Raw genomic sequence first — 19801 nt, forward strand, 5'->3', positions numbered from 1 at the left:
CAACCAAGAGAGCCCCATGGATAACCACAACAACAATAAGCAGGACTACCTGCTGGCCATCGATAACGGCACCCAGAGCGTTCGTGCGCTGCTGTTCGACCTCAAAGGCAACCTGCTGGGCAAGGGCAAGGTGGAGCTTGAAGCCTATTTTTCCAGCCGGCCCGGCTGGGCCGAACAGCACCCGGACTACTACTGGGCCAAGCTCGGCGAAGCCTGCCAACTGCTCTGGCAGCAGACCGGCATCGACCGTTCGCAGATCCGCGGCGTGTCCCTGACCACCCAGCGCGGCACCCTGATCAACGTCGATGCCCAGGGCCGCGCGCTGCGCCCGGCGATCCTCTGGCTCGACCAGCGCCAGGCCGAGGTCGAAGGCAAGATCAAGGGGCCCTGGGGCTGGTTGTTCAAGTTGATCGGCGCCGAGGCCACGGTGGATTATTTTCGCGCCCAGGCCGAGGCCAACTGGGTGGCTCAGGAACAGCCCGAGGTGTGGGCCGCCACCGACAAGTTCCTGTTGCTCTCGGGCTTTCTCACCCATCGCCTGACCGGCAATTTCGTCGACTCGGTGGGCTGCTGCGTGGCCTACCTGCCGTTCGACTACAAACGCCTGCGCTGGGCCGCCCCCAGTGACTGGAAGTGGCAGGCCCTGGCGGTGCGCCAGGAGCAGTTGCCGACCCTGCTCAAGCCCGGGGAAACCCTGGGCCGGATCACCGCCGAGGCCAGCCGCCATACCGGCATACCCGAAGGCTTGCCGCTGATTGCCGCGGGTGCCGACAAGGCCTGCGAAGTGCTGGGCTCGGGCGTCCAGGACTCCACCACCGCCTGCCTGTCCTACGGCACCACGGCCACCATCACCACCACCCGTTCGCGCTACCTGGAGGTAGTGCCTTTGATACCGCCGTACCCGGCGGCGGTGCCGGACCACTACAACTGCGAGGTGATGATCTTTCGCGGCTACTGGATGGTCAGCTGGTTCAAGCAGCAGTTCGGCCTGCGCGAAGTGCAGCAGGCGGCGGAGCAGGGGCTGGAGCCGGAGCAGCTGTTCGACGCCCTGGTCCAGGCGGTGCCGCCGGGGTCCATGGGCCTGACCCTGCAACCCTACTGGTCGCCGGGCATCCGCGAGCCGGGCATGGAAGCCAAGGGGGCGATGATCGGCTTTGGCGACGTGCACACCCGGGCGCACATCTACCGGGCCATTCTCGAAGGCCTGGCCTATGCCCTGCGCCAGGGCATGGAGCGCATCGAAAAGCGCTCCAGGCTGAAGATCAGCCGCCTGCGGGTGGCCGGCGGCGGCTCCCAGAGCGACGCGGCCATGCAACTGACGGCGGACATCTTCGGCCTGCCGGTGGAGCGGCCCCATGTCTATGAAGCCTCGGGGCTGGGTGCGGTGATCGCCTGCGCAGTGGGCCTGGGGCTATACCCGGACTTCGCCACGGCCATCAGCGCCATGACCCGGGTTGGCGCAGTGTTCGAGCCCCAGCCCCAGGCGCAGCAGATGTACCAGCGGCTGTACAGCGAGGTCTACCTGCGCATGTACCGCCAGCTCAAGCCGCTGTACCAGAGCATTCGCGAGATTACCGGTTACCCGGCTTAGCGAAAGCGCCGGCCAGCGGCCGGCAGGGGGGGCGAACCTCTGCGGGGTAAAAAGTTCTTCCAGGCGCCAGGGCTGATCTATCGTGATCAAGGGGCAGGGCCCCTTCGACCCCCACGCCTGCGAGACGAGCATGAACCGCCAGGAAGCGCTGAACATCCTGTGGAAGCGACTGTTCCTCATCTTTGTGTTGCTATTGGCGGCATCCCTGGTATCGGTGGCCATGGCCGATGGCTACACCATTCCCTCGGTGGTGTTCATTGCCGGCAACATCGGCGGCTATGTTGGTTTTCACCGCCAGCTTTCCAGCCTCAGCGAGGAGGAAATCATCGGCCTGTGCAGTTCCTGGTTCAGCCTGGTGCTGCCGTCGTTCATCGGCGGCATCCTCGCGGGGCTGCTGTATATCCTGTTCATTTCCGGGGTGGTGCAAGGGGAGCTGTTTCCAAAGATCGTCGCCGATGAAACCTGTCGCTACAGCGAGAACAGCTTCTATGTGATCTTCTGCCAGCACGCCGGTGGCTATGCCGCCTACGCCAAGCTATTGTTCTGGTCCTTTGTCGCGGGGTTCAACCAGAACTACGTGGTGGACCTGATCGACAACATCAAGGGCAGCCAGAAGACGGAGAATCAGCCATGAGTGAACAGAGCAAAGGGCCGGCGTCGTACTTCCCCTCCATTGAAAGGCACTACGGCCAGCCCATCGGGCACTGGCTGGAGCTGCTGGCAACGGTCGACGGCAAAAAGCATATGGAGCTGGTGGCCTGGCTCAAGACCGAACACGGCATGGGCCATGGCCACGCCAATGCCCTGGTGGCGCACTTCCTGGCGGCCAGCAAGGGCCGCTAGTCCCCCGGTGCGCCATTCTTCGCCAGTGAAAGCCTGACTGCCGACATCCGCTTTCCTGGCGAAAAAAGCCAAATTCCCCTGTGTTCTCTTCGTTCTTTCCTACGTCGCACCTTGCATTGCCCTCTTTCTGCCTGTCGGAGTTTTCTCGATGTCTTCGCCAAAATCCTTGCCCACGGCCCTGTTGGGCCTGGCCCTGGCCTGCCCGGCATTTGCCGAAACCCGTGCCGTGGAGCTGGCTCCGGCGCAGGTCCTAGGCCAGGAACAGGGCGGTGAGGGGCAGCCGGCGCAGGAGGCCGCGGCGCGGCTGGCCCAGGTGCCCGGCGGCACCAATGTGGTGGACATGCGCCGCCCGCTGCAGGGCCGGGTGGCCAGCAACCAGGATGTGCTGGCCTACCAGCCCGGGGTCTATGCCCAGTCGGCGGGCAACGAAGGGGTGAAGATCTCGATCCGCGGCTCGGGCATCAACCGCGCGCCGGGTGCCCATGCCTCGGGGCTGTATACGATGCTCGACGGCCTGCCCCTGACCGGCCCTGGCGGCACCCCCTATGAGTTGCTGGAGCCCCTGTGGGTCGACCACGTGGAAGTGCTGCGCGGCGCCAACGGGTTCGACCGTGGCGCCCTGGCCCTGGGCGGGGCCATCGACTACGTCAGCCATACCGGCTATGACGCACCGCTGTTGCAGGTGCGCTACGCCACTGGCAGCCACGGTTATCAGCAGCGTCAGGTCAGTTCCGGGCAAGTGTTGGGGGATTTCGATTATTACGTGTCATTGACCGACTCCAATGCCGACGGCTACCAGGATCACACCCGCAGCCAGAGCAAGGGGCTGATCGGCAACTTCGGCTACCGCTTCAACCCGAACCTGGAAACCCGCTTCTACCTGCGCTACCGCGAGACCGACAACGATCTGGCCGGGCGCGTGACCAAGCGCTCCATCGAACACGACCCGCGGGCGGCCAACCCGGCCTACGTCAGCCGCGACGACCGGCGCAAGCAGCCGGGCAGTACCTTTGTCGGCAACAAGACCACCTATTACCTGGACGACGATTCGAGTATCCAGGCCGGGCTGGTGTACCACGACTACCCCATGGACCTGCGCGAAGGCCCCAACCGTCTGAAGGTGGCCTACAGCGACGTCAGCGGCACCCTGGACTACAAGCGCCGCGACAGCCTCTGGGGCCTGGAAAGCCGCAGCACCCTGGGCCTGCGGGTGACCAAGCACCTGCCCAATGACGGTGCCAGCGAGTTCGTGCGGATTCCCACCGGCAATACCGCGAACTACGCGCCGGGCACGCGGATCCGCAACTTCACTTACCAGGGCTCGGACACCGTCCTGCACGTTGGCAATGACCTGGAGATCGCCGACGACCTGTGGCTGACCACCGGGCTGGCGGCCATCTACACCCGCCGCGAAAGCGCGGTGACCTACCCCGAGGGCGGCGGCAAGACCAGCCTTGGCGACTGGGACTACGCGCCGCGCCTGGGCCTGCGCTACCAACTGAACCCGGATCTGCAACTGTTCGCCAACCTCAGCCGCTCGGTGGAAGCGCCACACCCCTGGTCGCTGATCTACAGCGCCAATCAGCGTTTTCCGGCCGGCAGCGGCGTCGCCACCGGCGCCCAGCGCGACCCGGTCAAGCTGCGCAATCAGACCGCTACCACCCTGGAACTGGGCGGGCGCGGCGACAGCAGCCTGGGCCAGTGGAGCCTGGCCTGGTACTACGCCCAGGTGCGCCACGAACTGCTTTCGGTGCTGCCGGATGCCAACGCCACCACGCCTTACGAACTCAACGCCAGCCCCACCGTGCACCAGGGCGTGGAAGCCAGCCTGCAGAGCGAGCTGTGGTCGCGCCCGGGCGTCGGCCGCCTGAGCCTGCGCCAGGCCTATACCTTCAGTGATTTCCACTACCGCGACGATCAGCGTTTCGCCGACAACCGCCTGCCGGGCCTGCCCATGCACTACTACCAGGGCGAGCTGCGCTACGACTGGCCCCTGGGCTTCTTCGCCGCGGTCAATACCCAGCTGGTGTCCAAGGTGGCGGTGGATTACGCCAACAGCTACTACGCCGATCCCTATGCGCTGTTCGGCGCCACCCTGGGCTACAACGCGCCGAAGAACGACTGGCAGACCTGGGTCGATGTGCGCAACCTGACCGACAAGCGCTACGCCGCCACCGTGACCCCGGGTTATGACGACAAGGGGCTGGACGCGGCGCGTTCAACGCCGGGGGAAGGGTTGGGGGTGTACCTGGGGGTGTCCTGGAGCCTGCGCTGAAAGCAGGGCCGCTAGCGAGCCGACACCCGCCAATGAAAGTGCCCGCAGCAGCGGGCACCTGGTTCATGCCGGGCGGTGTCAGCCCGGGCGGCAGTGATTTACCACTGGCCCGAGAACACGCAGGTCAGCGCTTCGATGGCGCTGAACTTCCACAGCGAGTCGCCGCAGTCGCTGGCAAAGGCGTGGGCGTTGGAGGCGGTGAGGGCCAGGGCGATGGCCGAGGCATAGACGATTTTCTTGAGCGACATGGGAAAACTCCTTGTTATGAATCCGCACGTTCTTGTAGGCGCCGTCCTGAAGGGGGGGCTGCTGCGGACTATAGGCCCGTGCTGCCCCCGGCACTATTAGCCCGAATGTGCTAATGGCCCATGCGCATCACTGTGCCGCCCGGCCCAGGCTCAGTTGCGAAAATACAGCTCGTCCAGCTGCCGCCGGCGTATCACCAGGTACTCCTCCCAGACCTTGGGGAAATCCTCGTCCCGGGTCAGGGGGAAGGTCAGGTAGTAAGTCCGACCTCTGACACTGATGTACTCCCGCACCCGCTTGTACGCCGGCTGTTCCAGCAGCGAGATGTATTCGTCATAGGCGTAGTGGTAGTGGGAAATCGTCACCCGATGGGGCGCGATCATGCAGCGGGAGAAGTCGATCACCCAGCCATGGCTCATGTCGCTGCCCAGGTAGCCGTAGACCCCATCCTCGGAGAGGCTGATGGCTTTTCGTGCCTGTACCCCATCCTCATCGTTGACCAGCACGATCTGGCTTTCGAAGTAGCGGATGGCCTGTTGCTCGGGGCCGCGCAACTGCAGGTTCCAGCCGACGGCGCCCATGCGGAACTCGCCCTGCTCGGTGAATTCGGCAGTCCAGCCGTTGGCAAGGCTAATGCGGTGTGTGGTCATTGTCGTCCTGGTGATGGCTGTCCCTGAAGGCTGGGGATTGTACGTCAGCCGCTGTGCGAAACGGCAGGGCCCGTGGCGCCCGGTCAGTCATGCCAGCATGCGAGCTGTCCTGTGACTGTGACTGTGGCCGTGCCCTGTGGCTAGTTCGCCAGTGCGTGGCGCAGATGCGCCAGGGCCCGGGTTTCGACCTGGCCCTGGTCGCTCCCCGGATTGAAGACCGCGCAGCAGGCGCTGGTGCCGGCGACGTTGGCGCGATAGACCGCCAGCGTGCTGCCGGGGCCGCTGCCGGTGTGGCCGTAGAGCGTCAGGCCAGACTCGACAGTGCCCACCATCAGGCCCATGGCATAGCCGGGAGCGACCCAGGGCCGGCCGGCCATCGGCCCGCCCAGAACCTGGGCCTGCTGCATGCCTGCCAGCAGTGCCGGGGGCAATAGCGCGCCGCTCAACAGCCGATCCAGCAGCAGCACCGCCTCCGCCAGGGGCCCCACCAGCAGGCCGTGGTAGACCCAGCCGGGGTGGTAGTCGCCCAACTGGCCCAGGTCCACATCCCGCAGGTCTTCGCGGGTCACGGCGAGGCGCGTGCGAGACAAGCCCAGGGGCGCCAGTACCCGTTGTTGCAGGGCAAGGTGCAGGGGCAGGTCCGTCGCCTGCTGGATCAGCTGCGCCACGAACAGGTAGCCCACATTGGAGTAGCGCCACTGGCTGCCGGGGGCGTAGCGCAGGCGGCTGGCGTCCAGGCGCTGCAGCATCTGTGCACCGGGCCATGCATCCTCGTTGCGCAAAACCGCGTCGTGGTAGTCGCTCAGCTCGCTGTAGTCCGCCAGCCCGGCCTGATGCCGCAGCAACTGGCGCAGGGTGAAGGGGCCCTGGGGCAGCGGCTCATCCAGCCCCAGCAGGCCGTCGCGCACCAGGGTCAGGGCCGCTGCGCTAAGCACAGTCTTGGTGAAGCTCCACCAGGGCACCAGTGGCTGGGGTTGCTGTGGGGCCAGTGGTTGGCCGTTGTGGATCAGGGCATGAAGCACGGAGGGGATGTCCTTGATGGGCTGTGTTGCCGCGGGCTGTTGGGTCAATCAGGCCGTGAGCGGCCCTGCAGGGTACGGCATAATGCGCGGCCGTTTTGGCTAAACCTAGGAATTGATCAGGAGGATCAGGCTGGCTATGTACAGACTTGGGCACATGATAGACAACCAGTGGGTCGAGCACAGTTATCCGCCGGTATTCGTGGTGGCCCCCATTGGCGAGGGGCAGCGCGTGGTGGCGGGCGTTCCAGGCTCGGACCCGCAGGTCCTGCTCAGCCTGCTGGGCTGCCTGGCCGAACCGCTGGTGCTGTTGTTCGTGTTGCACACGCCCCGGGACGAATCGCAAGCCGGACGCTACTGGAGCCCGCAGCTGTCGCGTGAAGACGTTCAGGATTTCATCTACGACTTCAAGCCACTGCTCTGTGGCGACAGCCGTTTCGACCTGTGGGTCCACTCGCCCGAGCAACAGGCCACCGTGGTCTGGGACCGGCACAACCTGATCTATGGCTACGGGCCGCTGGAAGATTACGCCACGGCCCTGCGCGCACTGGGCTTCGGCCATGGCGAGCCGCAGTTGCCCGTGCCCCATACCCACCACTACCACCCGCAGCTGGATGACCTGTGCCGGCAGTTGCTCACCCACTTCGATTGGCAGCACTCGCCATTGCGGTCAGAGGATGAGCAGTGAGGGAGTGAGGTTAAGTCCAGGGCTTGAAGACCCAGGGCCGGAGCCGGCATGAGGGGGGAAACGCCCGGATCAGGCTTGAATCGGCTGGCCGATGCAGCGCTGGAAGAGCTGTTCCATAGGCTCCAGGTGGCCGTTGAGAGCCAGGTGGTTGTCTGAGCCAGGTGCAGGCAAGTCAAATGGCAAGTGGATTACCCGCGGCGTGAATCGGGGCCGTTGCGGCCCCGGTCCCGGTTTGTCACTGGCCGCAGTGCAAGGCCGGCGTGCGCGGTGGTATCAGGCGCTTGCTGCCGGTGGCCTCAAAGGCCGAAGCCAGGCGCAGCAGGCTCGAGTCGTCATAGGCGCGCCCGGCGAAGGTCAGCCCCACCGGCATGCCGATGTCCGCCATCACCCCCATGGGCACGGTAACGGTGGGCACCCCCAGGTGGCGGATGGCGAGGTTGCCGTTGGCCACCCACACGCCATTGCTCCAGGCGATGTCTGCCGACTCGGGATTGATATCGGCATCGGCCGGGCCAACGTCGGCCACGGTGGGGAACAGCACGGCGTCCAGACCCAGGCGGTCCATCCAGTCTTCCAGGTCGATGCGCCGGGTCTGCTCCAGGCCACGCAGGCCGTCGGCCAGGGTGGCGATCTGGTCCCAGGTCTTGAGCCCGCGCTTGGCCATGTTCACGTATTCGTCCATGCCGGCGGCCAGGTCGTCTTCGCGGTTGGGCAGGGTGCCGGGGTCGTGGGGGAAGATCTGCGGCCCGTCGACATCCGCCAGGCGGTTGAGCTTGGGGTCGTCGTTGGCCCGCAGGAAGTCGTCGAAGGCCCAGCCCGAGAGCTCCCACAGCTCGTCGTGGAGGAACTCCTTGCTGACCAGGCCGCGGTTGTACACGGTCGGCGCGCCGGGGCGGTCGCCCTCGCAGTTGGACACCAGGGGGAAGTCCACTTCCAGCACTTGCGCGCCAGCGGCCTCCAGGGCCTGGCGCGCCTGTTCCCAGAGGCTGATCACCGAGGGCCGGGTATGGATGCGCTGGCCGGTGGGGCCGCCGATGCCCGGTTTCTCGCTGGTGCCGGCCTCAGGGTCGGCATTGATGTACATGCGCGGCACGCCAAGGCGCTTGCCCTTGAGCGCCGCGGCGCCGGCCGCCAGTTGCGGGTAGGAGGCCGGGCGCACCGAAGCGACGCTGGGGATTGGCACCCAGGGCTGCAGGCGCCACAGGTCGCCGCGGGTGTCCGGGTCTTCGGCCACCACCACGTCCAGCACTTCCAGGAGGTCGGCCATGGTCCGGGCAAAAGGCACCACCACGTCCATGGTCGGGGTCAGCGGCCAGTTGCCGCGCACCGAGATCACCCCGCGCGACGGGGTGTAGGCGCACAGCCCGTTGTTGGAGGCTGGGCCACGGCCGCTGGACCAGGTTTCCTCGGCCAGGCCGAAGGCGGCGAAGCTGGCGGCGGTGGCGGTGCCGGCGCCATTGGACGAGCCCGAGGCGAAGGGCGCGGTCAGGTAAGCGGCGTTATAGGGGCTTTCGGCGCGGCCATACACGCCACGCTGCATGCCGCCGTTGGCCATGGGCGGCATGTTGGTCTTGCCCAGGCAGATGGCCCCGGCAGCCCGCAGGCGCTCGATGGTGAAGGCGTCGCGGTAGGCCACCAGCTCGGCGAAGGCCGGGCTGCCGGAAGCAGCCGTCAGGCCCTTGACCAGGTAGCTGTCCTTGGCGGTGTAGGGAATGCCGTCCAGCGGGCCCAGGGTCTGGCCCTTGGCGCGGCGCTCATCGGCGGCCCGCGCCTCGTTCAGCGCCTCGGGGTTGCGCACCACCACGGCGTTGAGGGCGGTGGCGGTGTTCGGGCCGTCATAGGCCTCGATCCGCGCCAGATAGGCCTGGACCAGTTCCACCGAGGTGGTCTGCCCGGATTCCAGGGCAGCGCGCAGGTGGGCAATGGAGACTTCGGTGACTTCGATCATGCTGCTACCGCCGTTGGCTGGTGGGTGATGAGGTGCAGAGGGCGCAACGGGGCGCGTGTGTTGGGGTATTGGCTGTGCATGGTGATTCTCGTGGTACGGCTGGCACGACAAGGGTGGCATGGGAACGCTGGGGGCCTTTTTAGCATCTAGTGCCGGGCAGAGGAATCGGCTTGATGGATTATTGCTTCAGGCCAGCTGCGCCAGGGCCTGCGGGCTAGAGGTAGATCTTTCCCTCGGCGTCCCTTGCGTGAAACTGCTGCAGGAAAGCGTGGTAGTCACGATAGTCATGGAAGTCCATGCCGGCCTTGTCAGCCCGATCGTGGAGATCCCGTGGATTGGGACGAAAGATTTTCTTGATCTGGCGCATTCGCTGCACATCGATGCCGTTGAATTTTTGATCTCGCTCATAGTGGCTGTAGAGATTCTTTCCACCGACCGAGAACCCGCGGCGAGCCAGAATCCAGTCGACTTGAGCCTCTGCCTCCTCGGGATGTATGGGGAACCATTCAGAGTCACGGCCGGTGTCCAAGTGCTTGATCGGCTCTCCAAAGACCGATCTTGAATGGATGTAACGCTCGATGTCGGACAGCTCCCGGCGCGAAGTCCCGTTGGAGCACTTGGACAGTTCATAGACCGTGAACAGGGTAAGGAAAGGATTGTAGGTCTTGCCTTCGGCAATCCGTTGCTGCGGAGTTCGCTTGGTGGTCAGCCCGATCTTTGTCAGGCCCATGTCGCGGATGTCGATGGCGATATAGAGCCAGGCATACAGGGCAGGGGTGCAGTCAGCGTAGTACTCGTTGAACTGCGCTTCTTCATCGTCAAAATCGAGGTCCATCTAGCCACCTTCCTTACGGGCTGCTGAATGCAATCGCTGATTGCAAGAGCTCGCTCATGCGGGCTCCACGTTGAACTCGCCAAGGTAGTCCAGGGTTGCCGTGCTTGCGGGCTGGCGTTGATTGGCGCCGCCGGAGATCGATTTGTGGTCACCGTAAATCGACTCGCAGCCAACGATGATGAAATGGCTGTAGCCGGAGTCGACGCGCGTGCGCAGCTGCTGTTTTCCGGCGTCGCTGCGGATCAGCGATTCCAGGTATTGCGGGCCGTCTTCACTGCCGATCAGCTCGACGAAATCGGAGTCCATGTAGTACCCCAGCTCCTGTTTGAGGCGCCAGCTGGGGTTGCGTGCTTCCCAAGCGCTGAACTCGGCGTCGCTGACATCAGCCGCGGGTTCGGGCTCCCACTGTTCGAAGGCAAACCGTTCGGCCTCTGCCTGGTCCGGGAACCGGGCAGCGAACAGGTAGAAAGGAAAGTAGGCATCGGCTTCTGACATGGACGGCTAGGCTCCTTGGTTCAGATCAGGCTGGCGCGCTGCAAATGGCTGACATGACCATGGCCGGCGGCGCTCAAGCGCACGGCCAGGTCTTCCCGGGCCTGGGCCCCGCCGCTGCGCACGTACTCCAGCTCCGCGGCGGTGATCAGCACCACCGGCACCAGGGTCACGGGGGACAGCGGCATGTCTTCCAGGCGTGTCGGGAAGTCCGGGGCCGGGCCGCCCACCAGTACCCCGGCGCAGTCGTCGGCGCTGATGAAATGCGCTGGCAGTTGCTCACTCATGGCGCGGGACTGGCTGACGCCGGGCAGTTCCAGGGACAGCACCCCGTAGCGCTGCAGGCGTGCAGTGAGGCCACCGGCATCGGCCGTGGTGTTGGCCACGCAGCGCAGCAGTTCAAAAGCCCAGCTATCGGCGAACGGATAGACATCACCCACCGCACCCTGGGCATGGGGTGGGATGTCCGGGGTTTCGACGAACAGTTCCATCTCGAAACCATTGCCCAGATCATCACCTGTGACCCCATCGAACGGGTCGGACAGGCCCTCGGTGGCGAGAATGATGCCGTTGTTGCGACGCACGATGCGATAGGCCTGGCGCGTGGAGGGCCAGTGCGAGCCGCCCATGAAACTGGGGCTGATGGCGAAGCCCAGGACGTCTTGCTCACAGTGGCCGACCGCTTGCCAGTGGCGATCGAGGCAGGCGGCACCGGCCTCCATCAGGGCAATGCCGGCCAGCTCTGCTTGGGTTGGCTGGTACTGGGCGTAGGGCTCTTCTGCGGCGGCTGGTTCGCCGGCGGGCAGGGAGGGCTCGGCCTTTTGTGGCGCCGGCTTTTTGAAGACGCTGAGCAGTTTTTCCAGGAAATTCATCGGGCGATCCTTGCGGGGCAGGTGCGTTGCACAAGGCGCACAGCACAGGGGTAGAGAGAGGGCACATTGTGACGGGTTTGCCGTGCCCATGGAAACCGACGGATGCAAGTTGCACGAAGCCTTGCCTTGCCGGTGTGGCTGCCCGAGAATCCGCCCCGGTCCGCTATCAAGGAAAGTGATCAGCATGTCTTACCCGAAGAAGCTAAGTCCGGAGTTTTCCGGGGCACTGAGAACCTTCAGTTTCTGGGTCGCCAATGGCACCTTGGGCTATCCGTTGCTGGAAGGCGTCGACTACCGCAGTTGCCTCGGGGACGAGCCGAGCATGCTGGAGATGGCCTATGCCATTTTTGCCAATGTGCTGGAGCTGGACGAGCAGGGCGTACCGGTGAATGCCAAGTACGCCGAGCACCGGGCGGCGCAGTACATCCGCCAGTATTGCGATCCGGGCTACCAGGCACGGCCGGCGTTCGAGGACTGGGAGCAGGAGCTGTACGGCCCGCCCGACCGGGACGACAGCAAGCCCTGGCCAGCCGGCGTGGCCTAGGTTTTTCGACGGCTGGATACAAGCCTCGGGCACTATGGCTTCGACACGACGAACCCCCTCATCAAGGATTATGAATGTCGCTGATTTCGCAACGTGTAGAACTGGCCCGCCAGGGTGCCAACGACAAGGTGATTTGCCGCATGGCTTCGGGCTGGGCGGTGATGGGCGATGTGCAGTTTCTTGAGGGCTATTGCCTGTTGTTGCCGGACCCGGTGGTGGCCAGCTTGAACGACCTGGATGCCCAGGCCCGGGCCACCTACCTGCTGGACATGGCCCGCATCGGCGATGCGCTGCTCGAGGCCACCGGAGCGCTGCGCATCAACTATGAAATCCTCGGCAACTCGGAGCCTGAGTTGCATTGCCATATCTTTCCCCGCTACGCCTCGGAGCCGGAAGGCAAGCGCCGGATGCCGGTGTGGTTCTACGACTGGAAGACCGCGCCGCCCTATGTCGAGGCCGAGCACGGCCCATTGCGCCAGCAGCTTGCCCGGATACTGGCTGGCCAATTGTAGGAGCGAGCTTGCTCGCGATGGTCTCTAACGAAAACGCCGCACTCACTGGCGGAACGCGGCGTTCTTGAGGGCTTCGCGAGCAAGCTCGCTCCTACGGTGTCTGGTGGTGCGATCAATCCGGGCGTCTGGTTAATTGTAGGAGCGAGCTTGCTCGCGATGCTCGTGAACGAAAAACGCCGCGTTCACTGGGGGAGCGCGGCGTGCTTGAGTGCTTCGCGAGCAGGCTCGCTCCTACAAGGGGCTGTTGATCAGCGGTTTGCTGCGCTCCACTTGGCTCGCGCTGCGTGCAGCTTCTTGTAGCTGTCGATCAGCCGCAGGTGGCGGTCCAGGCCTTCGAGCTGCAGGTTGGTCGGGGTCAGGCCGTAGAAGCGCACGCTGCCTTGCACTGAGCCGATCACCGCGTCCGTCCGTTCGTTGCCGAACATGCGCCGCAAGTTGGCCTCGTAGTCGCCCAGCTCCAGCTCGTCGTCCAGCTCCACTTCCAGCACCGCGTTCAGGGCCTGGTAGAACAGCCCGCGCTCGACGGTGTTGTCGTTGTATTGCAGGAACATCTCCACCAGCTCCTTGGCCGGGTCGAACTGCCCCAGGGCCACGTGGATCAGTAGCTTCAGCTCCAGGATGGTCAACTGGCCCCAGGCGGTGTTGTCGTCGAACTCGATGCCGATCAGGGTGGTGATGTCGGTGTAGTCGTCCAGTTCGCTTTCTTCCAGGCGCTCCACCAGCGAGCGCAGGCCGTCTTCGTCCAGGCTGTGCAGGTTGAGGATGTCTTCACGGAAGAACAGCGCCTTGTTGGTGTTGTCCCAGATCAGGTCGTCCACCGGGTAGATTTCCGAGTAGTCCGGCACCAGGATGCGGCAGGCCGTGGCCCCCAGGTGTTCGTACACCGCCATGTAGACTTCCTTGCCCAGGCCCTCGAGGATGCCGAACAGGGTCGCGGCCTCCTCGGCGTTGGCCGCCGCTCTTTCACCGCTGCTGCCCTGGCTGGTGAAGTCCCACTCGACGAATTCGAAATCCGCCTTGGCACTGAAGAAACGCCACGACACCACGCCGCTGGAGTCGATGAAGTGCTCGACGAAGTTGTTCGGCTCCATCAGCGCCTGGCTTTCGAAGGTCGGCTGCGGCAGGTCGTTCAAGCCTTCGAAACTGCGGCCCTGGAGCAGTTCGGTGAGGCTGCGCTCCAGCGCCACCTCGAAGCTCGGGTGGGCGCCGAACGAGGCGAACACGCCGCCGGTGCGCGGGTTCATCAGGGTCACGCACATCACCGGGAACTCACCGCCCAGGGACGCATCCTTGACCAGCACCGGAAAGCCTTGTTCTTCCAGGCCCTGGATGCCGGCCAGAATGCTCGGGTACTTGGCCAGCACTTCCTGAGGCACATCCGGCAGGGCCATCTCGCCTTCGAGAATCTGGCGCTTGACCGCCCGCTCGAAGATCTCCGACAGGCACTGCACCTGGGCTTCGGCCAGGGTGTTGCCGGCGCTCATGCCGTTGCTCAGGTACAGGTTCTCGATCAGGTTGGAGGGGAAATACACCACCTCGCCGTCGGACTGGCGCACATAGGGCAGGCAGCAGATACCGCGCTCGATATTGCCCGAGTTGGTGTCGTACAGATGCGAGCCGCGCAGCTCGCCATCCGGGTTGTAGATGGCCAGGCAGTGCTCGTCGAGGATCTCCTTGGGCAGCTCATCCTTGCGCCCCGGCTGGAACCAGCGCTCGTCCGGGTAATGCACGAACTCGGCGTTGGCGATCTCTTCGCCCCAGAACTGATCGTTGTAGAAGAAGTTGCAGTTCAGGCGCTCGATGAACTCGCCCAGGGCCGAGGCCAGGGCGCTTTCCTTGGTGGCGCCCTTGCCGTTGGTGAAGCACATCGGCGACTGCGCATCACGGATATGCAGCGACCAGACGTTGGGCACGATATTGCGCCACGAAGCGATTTCGATCTTCATCCCCAGGCCCGCGAGGATCCCGGACATGTTGGCGATGGTCTGCTCCAGGGGCAGGTCCTTGCCGGCAATGTAGGTGCCTTCGCTGGAGCCCGATTGCGGCATCAACAGCGCCTGGGCATCGGCGTCGAGGTTTTCCACTTCCTCGATGATGAATTCGGGGCCGGTCTGCACCACCTTCTTCACCGTGCAACGGTCGATGGAACGCAGGATGCCCTGGCGGTCCTTGTCGCTGATGTCCGCCGGCAGCTCGACCTGGATCTTGAAGATCTGGTTGTAGCGGTTTTCCGGATCGACAATGTTGTTCTGCGACAGGCGGATATTGTCGGTGGGGATATTGCGGGTCTGGCAATACAGCTTCACGAAGTACGCCGCGCACAGCGCCGAAGAAGCCAGGAAATAATCGAACGGCCCCGGCGCCGAACCATCGCCCTTGTAGCGGATAGGTTGGTCGGCCACCACCGTGAAGTCGTCGAACTTGGCTTCAAGTCGAAGGTTGTCGAGAAAGTTGACCTTGATTTCCATGGGGGGCACCGGCATCACAAAGCAAAAAATGGCGGGCATTATCCGGGTTTTTGCGTGGGAAGTGTTGTGGTTTTCGGCGGACGGGTGGATCGCCAGGGCTGGCTGCCGGTCACAGACACCGGCACCCGGCCCCGGGCATCACTCAGGCATTCAGACTTTGAGGATGAAACGATTGGATATCCGCGAATAGCCCAGGGGCAACAACTGGGCTTCGTGCTCCTTGATCAGCTCATGCAGCGCGTTGGCGGTTTCGGCCACCGGCCTGGCTTGCTCCCTGGCCTGTTGCATGACCTGGCACGACTGCCTGAACAGGCTTTCGTAGGCGGGCGAGTCCAGGGACAGGCAGCCAGGGAAGCGCACCGCCTCAAGCGCTGCATCGAACTGGCGGGCGTCGCCACTGTGTTCCAGGTCGTGCAGCAGCTTTTGCAGAAAGGCACTGCCCAGGTTGGAGCCGCTGAGCCAGACCCGATGCCACACGTTCCACAGGTGAAAGTCGCTGAAGGCTTCATAGGAGCAGGAGACCAACTGGTCATTGGTCGCCACCGCGTTCAGGCAATGGCGCTCGACTTCGATGAACTGTTCCCGTTGCCAGCGGTTGCTGCGGGCGGCGTCCAGCACCTTGGGGGCCAGCCTGAGGATGGACTCGAAGGTGGTGATCAACCCCCTGGAGAACAGCGGGTCGATAAACCCTGTGGCTTGCGGCAGCAGGCAGAAGCGATCCCCGACATTTTGCACGCTGCGGTAGTTGATGCGCGGCGCGTAGATCCACTCCCGGGCATTGACCGCATCCTTGAAGTGTTCGCCGATGGCCGGGTACTTTTTCAGCAGTTTGCGAAACTCGATCTCCGGCGCCTCGGTGGGACGGTACTTGGCGTTGTTGAACTGGAAGCCGATGCTGCACAACTGATTGGTGCCCTGCGGGTGGTTGTTGAAGGGGATGACCCACAACCAGCCCTCTTCGAAGATGTGGTGCAAGGTGCTCTTGAACAGTTCGATGGGGGAACGAGTGCGGGACAACGGAGCCAGGGCATCTTCGTAGCTCTTCACATTGAGCATGTGGGTGAAGAATGAGCAGGTGTCGGTCGCCAGCCCTTCGGTGGTGCGCAAGCCCAGTTGGCGAGAAAGCGGAGAGCCCTGGGCAGCAGCGTCAATGATGAACGCGGCCTTGACGGGGGCGGCGTTGGACAATGCCACCTCGACCCCGTCGTCGTTGAGGCTGATCGACTCGATCTTGATGTTCTGTCTGGATTCGGCGCCGTGTTTCAGGGCAATCATCAGGGCGAAATAGTCGATGTCCTGCCGGAAAAGATGGGCTTCCGGCACCTTTAGCGGCGGGGCCACAAGGTGGTCGGGGGACGACGGCGCGTTCTCTTGATGCCAGGCAAAACTGAAGCCCAACTTGATCCCGCAGGCGCTCGAACCGACGTGCTGGATGATCTTGTCGGGGTGCGAGAGGTAGGCGATTTCAGGGATGTCGAAGCGCTTTGAGAGCAAACGCAGCAGAAAACCGCTTTCCGGTGTCGCCGCTTCGCCGACGGAGAATCGTGGGTGCTGGGCCGAGTCGAGGATCAGAACGTTCAGCCCGGACTTCGCGAGGACGGCGCCGGTCAGCGCGCCGGCGATACCACTACCGATGATAATGACGTCGTACTGATTCATGATGTCTGGCTCTTGTCTTGCAAGGTGGTCGCTCTGGAAAGCGCTGAATGCATTGCGGTATCGAAATGCAGGGTGGCCAGGGTCTGCGGTATTTCCTTTTCAAACGGCAAGTCCCAGTAAGGCGTGCTGCCGATCGAGCGTTTCAACTCATTGATGAACAGGCGGGTCTTGGCCGGGACAACGCTGCTGCGTGCCCTCAGTGCGTAGATCGCTCCCTGTTGCGGATCGGCCTCGCAATATTCGTCGAGCAGCGACACCAGTTGGCCGCTGGCGATCTGTTCATGCACCAGCCAGGTGGGCGCGTGGATGATTCCTATGCCCTGAAGGGCGCCGTCCACCAGCAACTCGGAACTGTTGACCGATAGCCGGCTGCTGGGCATGAGCTTCTTGAGCAGGCCATCGACCTTGAATTGCCAGGTCAGTGAGAAGTTGCTGCAGGTGCTGTGGATCAGGCAGGCATGTTGGTACAGGTCTTCAAGAGTTTGCGGACAGCCATGTTGCCGGATGTATTCCGGGCTTGCGCAGAGCACGCGCCGCATATCCGCAAGTTTCGTTGGAATCAGATTACTGTCCGGCAATATGCCCAGCTTGATACAGATATCGACGTTATCGATGCTGGGGTCGAGAGCTTTGTCGTTAAGCGAGAATTCAATTTTCAAACCGGGATGATGGTTCAGTATTCTGCTCAATAAAGGCGCTACATGGCGCCGTCCAAAGGCCACGGGTGCTGAAACCTTGAGAACGCCTAGGGTCGATGCAGTGTGTTCTTTTACTTCTGATCTAGCATGCCCAATGCATCTCGAGATGTTCTTTGCATGTTCGAGAAAGAGCAGGCCTGTTTCGGTAAGTATCAAGCATTTTGTCGATCGATTGAATAGACAGGTTTCAAGTTCTTTTTCGAGGCTATTGATTCTGCGCATCACCGAAGAAGGTGGGATGCCAAGTAGTCTTCCTGTTTCGGAGAAACTACCCGTTTTAGTTACGGATATATAAAGGTCTATGTCATTGACAACGCCTAGCGCCTTCATTCCTAAATCCTTTTAGAATTTTTAGTGTCTTATTTTTGTAAAGGCAAATTACAAATAGATCATGACAGCCTCCTTAGTACGGCTAGGCTTTTTGTTTGTCAAGCAGTGCTGGGGCCATGATTAGTTGGCTTTGGGAAAATTGATTCATAACATTTCAGACGCCACAGCTCTACCCGGCGCAGAGCGGAACACCGTCCAAGTGCAAGGCTTGGTTTGCACTATCTGGATACAAAAATAGTTCTAGTGGCTAATTGCGCAGATCGCCAAAACTATGCTTGGGCGCTCGAAGATGACTTTCTGAAGGCTGTCATATAGGCCTGTGGAACATCGTTAAGTTGTGTTGGCTTCGATGTTGTCGGGGCTGTTTTGCCTTTGCGGATATGCAAAGGCCTTTTGCAAAAACGGCTATTCACAAGTGCATTCTTATTGAGGATTGTAGACGGGTTTTCCCAACCCACGATTGTCGAATGCAGGAGCGTACGTCTATGGACGGAGAGGAAGTTAAAGAAAAGATTCGTCGCTACATCATGGAAGATTTGATCGGGCCAAGTGCAAAGGAAGATGAGCTTGATGACCAGACTCCACTACTGGAGTGGGGCATTCTCAACTCGATGAATATCGTCAAGCTCATGGTCTACATCAGGGATGAAATGGGTGTCTCGATTCCAAGTACCCATATCACCGGCAAATATTTTAAAGACCTGAATGCAATATCCAGGACTGTCGAGCAACTAAAGGCCGAGTGCGCCTAACAGGGAGTGGGCAATGAGCGATCATGATTATGATGTAGTGATTATCGGTGGCGGGCCGGCGGGTTCGACCATGGCCTCCTACCTGGCAAAAGCCGGTGTCAAATGCGCGGTGTTCGAAAAAGAACTGTTCGAGCGCGAGCATGTTGGCGAGTCGCTGGTACCGGCCACCACTCCGGTGCTGCTGGAAATCGGGGTGATGGAAAAGATCGAGAAAGCCAACTTCCCGAAGAAGTTCGGCGCTGCCTGGACCTCGGCAGATTCCGGCCCCGAAGACAAGATGGGCTTCCAGGGCCTGGACCACGATTTCCGTTCGGCGGAAATCCTCTTCAACGAGCGCAAGCAGGAAGGGGTCGATCGCGACTTCACGTTCCACGTCGACCGCGGCAAGTTCGACCGCATTCTTCTGGAGCACGCAGGTTCGCTGGGGGCCAAGGTCTTCCAGGGCGTGGAGATCGCTGACGTCGAGTTTCTCAGCCCGGGCAATGTCATTGTCAATGCCAAGCTGGGCAAGCGCAGCGTGGAGATCAAGGCCAAGATGGTGGTGGATGCCAGCGGTCGCAACGTGCTGCTGGGCCGCCGGCTGGGCTTGCGAGAAAAGGACCCGGTCTTCAACCAGTTCGCGATTCACTCCTGGTTCGACAACTTCGACCGCAAGTCGGCGACGCAAAGCCCGGACAAGGTCGACTACATCTTCATTCACTTCCTGCCGATGACCAATACCTGGGTCTGGCAGATCCCGATCACCGAAACCATAACCAGCGTGGGCGTGGTTACGCAGAAGCAGAACTACACCAACTCCGACCTCACCTATGAAGAGTTCTTCTGGGAAGCGGTGAAGACCCGGGAAAACCTGCATGACGCGCTGAAGGCATCGGAGCAGGTCCGCCCGTTCAAGAAAGAGGCGGACTACAGCTACGGCATGAAAGAAGTCTGTGGCGACAGCTTCGTGCTGATCGGCGATGCCGCACGGTTCGTCGACCCGATCTTCTCCAGCGGCGTCAGCGTTGCACTCAACAGTGCGCGCATCGCCAGCGGCGACATCATCGAGGCGGTGAAGAACAACGACTTTAGCAAGTCCAGTTTCACTCACTACGAAGGCATGATCAGGAATGGCATCAAGAACTGGTATGAGTTCATCACGCTCTATTACCGCCTGAACATCCTCTTCACCGCGTTCGTTCAAGACCCACGCTACCGCCTGGACATCCTGCAATTGCTGCAAGGGGACGTCTACAGCGGCAAGCGCCTGGAAGTGCTGGACAAGATGCGCGAAATCATCGCTGCGGTTGAAAGCGACCCGGAACACCTCTGGCACAAGTACCTGGGCGACATGCAGGTTCCTACCGCCAAACCCGCGTTCTAAACACTAAACACCCAGT

Annotated in this window: 19 protein-coding genes; 9 read left to right on the forward strand and 10 right to left on the reverse strand. The window is 62.4% G+C overall.

What is annotated here, in order from left to right:
* The first annotated feature begins 16 nt into the window (after positions 1-16).
* From A9971_RS25925 to A9971_RS25940, 4 genes are all read left to right on the forward strand, one after another.
* The gene (locus A9971_RS25925) at positions 17-1591 is read left to right on the forward strand and encodes an FGGY-family carbohydrate kinase (protein ID WP_011061061.1); all 1575 of its coding nucleotides are present in this window, start codon (positions 17-19) and stop codon (positions 1589-1591) included.
* Positions 1592-1721: 130 nt separating this feature from the next.
* Positions 1722-2225, forward strand: coding sequence for a hypothetical protein (locus A9971_RS25930; RefSeq protein WP_011061062.1), 504 nt, complete (start codon positions 1722-1724; stop codon positions 2223-2225).
* Positions 2222-2434 (forward strand): DUF4287 domain-containing protein, encoded by a 213-nt coding sequence (locus A9971_RS25935; RefSeq protein WP_053151294.1) that lies wholly within the window; start codon positions 2222-2224, stop codon positions 2432-2434. Before A9971_RS25930 ends, A9971_RS25935 begins: the two co-directional genes overlap by 4 nt.
* A 148-nt stretch (positions 2435-2582) precedes the next feature.
* The gene (locus A9971_RS25940) at positions 2583-4709 is read left to right on the forward strand and encodes a TonB-dependent receptor domain-containing protein (RefSeq protein WP_123430863.1); all 2127 of its coding nucleotides are present in this window, start codon (positions 2583-2585) and stop codon (positions 4707-4709) included.
* A gap of 98 nt (positions 4710-4807) precedes the next feature.
* On the opposite strand, the gene A9971_RS25945 is transcribed toward A9971_RS25940, so the two are convergent.
* The 3 genes from A9971_RS25945 to A9971_RS25955 form a co-directional block, all read right to left on the reverse strand.
* Positions 4808-4957 carry a hypothetical protein gene (locus tag A9971_RS25945; RefSeq protein ID WP_015635448.1) on the reverse strand — a complete coding sequence of 50 codons (150 nt, stop codon included), beginning with the start codon at positions 4955-4957 and terminating at the stop codon, positions 4808-4810.
* A gap of 150 nt (positions 4958-5107) precedes the next feature.
* Complete coding sequence (locus A9971_RS25950; protein WP_182999883.1) at positions 5108-5605, reverse strand: hypothetical protein; 498 nt, start codon at positions 5603-5605, stop codon at positions 5108-5110.
* Positions 5606-5745: 140 nt separating this feature from the next.
* Entirely contained in the window at positions 5746-6645 is a 900-nt protein-coding gene (locus tag A9971_RS25955; RefSeq protein ID WP_227454073.1) for a serine hydrolase, read from the reverse strand.
* A gap of 136 nt (positions 6646-6781) precedes the next feature.
* Here A9971_RS25955 and A9971_RS25960 point away from each other — a divergent pair, with 136 nt between their 5' ends.
* The gene (locus A9971_RS25960; protein ID WP_041752216.1) at positions 6782-7312 is read left to right on the forward strand and encodes a hypothetical protein; all 531 of its coding nucleotides are present in this window, start codon (positions 6782-6784) and stop codon (positions 7310-7312) included.
* Between the two features lie 235 nt (positions 7313-7547).
* Here the strand turns inward: A9971_RS25960 and A9971_RS25965 are convergent, their stop codons facing one another.
* The 4 genes from A9971_RS25965 to A9971_RS25980 form a co-directional block, all read right to left on the reverse strand.
* Complete coding sequence (locus A9971_RS25965; RefSeq protein ID WP_182999884.1) at positions 7548-9260, reverse strand: amidase; 1713 nt, start codon at positions 9258-9260, stop codon at positions 7548-7550.
* A 214-nt stretch (positions 9261-9474) separates the two neighbouring features.
* The gene (locus A9971_RS25970) at positions 9475-10095 is read right to left on the reverse strand and encodes a GIY-YIG nuclease family protein (protein ID WP_015635452.1); all 621 of its coding nucleotides are present in this window, start codon (positions 10093-10095) and stop codon (positions 9475-9477) included.
* A gap of 54 nt (positions 10096-10149) precedes the next feature.
* Positions 10150-10590 (reverse strand): hypothetical protein, encoded by a 441-nt coding sequence (locus A9971_RS25975; RefSeq protein WP_182999885.1) that lies wholly within the window; start codon positions 10588-10590, stop codon positions 10150-10152.
* Positions 10591-10610: 20 nt separating this feature from the next.
* A complete protein-coding gene (locus A9971_RS25980) occupies positions 10611-11459 on the reverse strand; it encodes a suppressor of fused domain protein (protein WP_182999886.1) in 849 nt (282 codons plus the stop codon).
* Positions 11460-11643: 184 nt separating this feature from the next.
* Between A9971_RS25980 and A9971_RS25985 the strand changes: the two genes are divergently transcribed.
* Positions 11644-12003, forward strand: coding sequence for a hypothetical protein (locus A9971_RS25985; protein WP_015635455.1), 360 nt, complete (start codon positions 11644-11646; stop codon positions 12001-12003).
* A gap of 74 nt (positions 12004-12077) precedes the next feature.
* Entirely contained in the window at positions 12078-12515 is a 438-nt protein-coding gene (locus tag A9971_RS25990; protein ID WP_011061074.1) for an HIT family protein, read from the forward strand.
* Positions 12516-12763: 248 nt separating this feature from the next.
* Here the strand turns inward: A9971_RS25990 and A9971_RS25995 are convergent, their stop codons facing one another.
* The 3 genes from A9971_RS25995 to A9971_RS26005 form a co-directional block, all read right to left on the reverse strand.
* On the reverse strand, positions 12764-14983 hold the full coding sequence (locus A9971_RS25995; RefSeq protein WP_182999887.1) for an OsmC domain/YcaO domain-containing protein: 2220 nt from the start codon (positions 14981-14983) through the stop codon (positions 12764-12766).
* A gap of 150 nt (positions 14984-15133) precedes the next feature.
* Entirely contained in the window at positions 15134-16642 is a 1509-nt protein-coding gene (locus A9971_RS26000) for an NAD(P)/FAD-dependent oxidoreductase (protein WP_077934029.1), read from the reverse strand.
* A complete protein-coding gene (locus A9971_RS26005) occupies positions 16639-17670 on the reverse strand; it encodes a LysR family transcriptional regulator (protein WP_011061077.1) in 1032 nt (343 codons plus the stop codon). Before A9971_RS26005 ends, A9971_RS26000 begins: the two co-directional genes overlap by 4 nt.
* A 485-nt stretch (positions 17671-18155) precedes the next feature.
* Between A9971_RS26005 and A9971_RS26010 the strand changes: the two genes are divergently transcribed.
* Together A9971_RS26010 and A9971_RS26015 are read left to right on the forward strand one after the other, a co-directional pair.
* The gene (locus A9971_RS26010) at positions 18156-18422 is read left to right on the forward strand and encodes a phosphopantetheine-binding protein (RefSeq protein WP_011061078.1); all 267 of its coding nucleotides are present in this window, start codon (positions 18156-18158) and stop codon (positions 18420-18422) included.
* A gap of 13 nt (positions 18423-18435) precedes the next feature.
* On the forward strand, positions 18436-19785 hold the full coding sequence (locus A9971_RS26015; protein ID WP_011061079.1) for an NAD(P)/FAD-dependent oxidoreductase: 1350 nt from the start codon (positions 18436-18438) through the stop codon (positions 19783-19785).
* The last annotated feature ends 16 nt before the right edge of the window (positions 19786-19801 follow it).

The sequence above is a fragment of the Pseudomonas sp. UME65 genome (genome assembly GCF_014170225.1).
Classification (GTDB): Bacteria; Pseudomonadota; Gammaproteobacteria; order Pseudomonadales; family Pseudomonadaceae; genus Aquipseudomonas; species Aquipseudomonas protegens.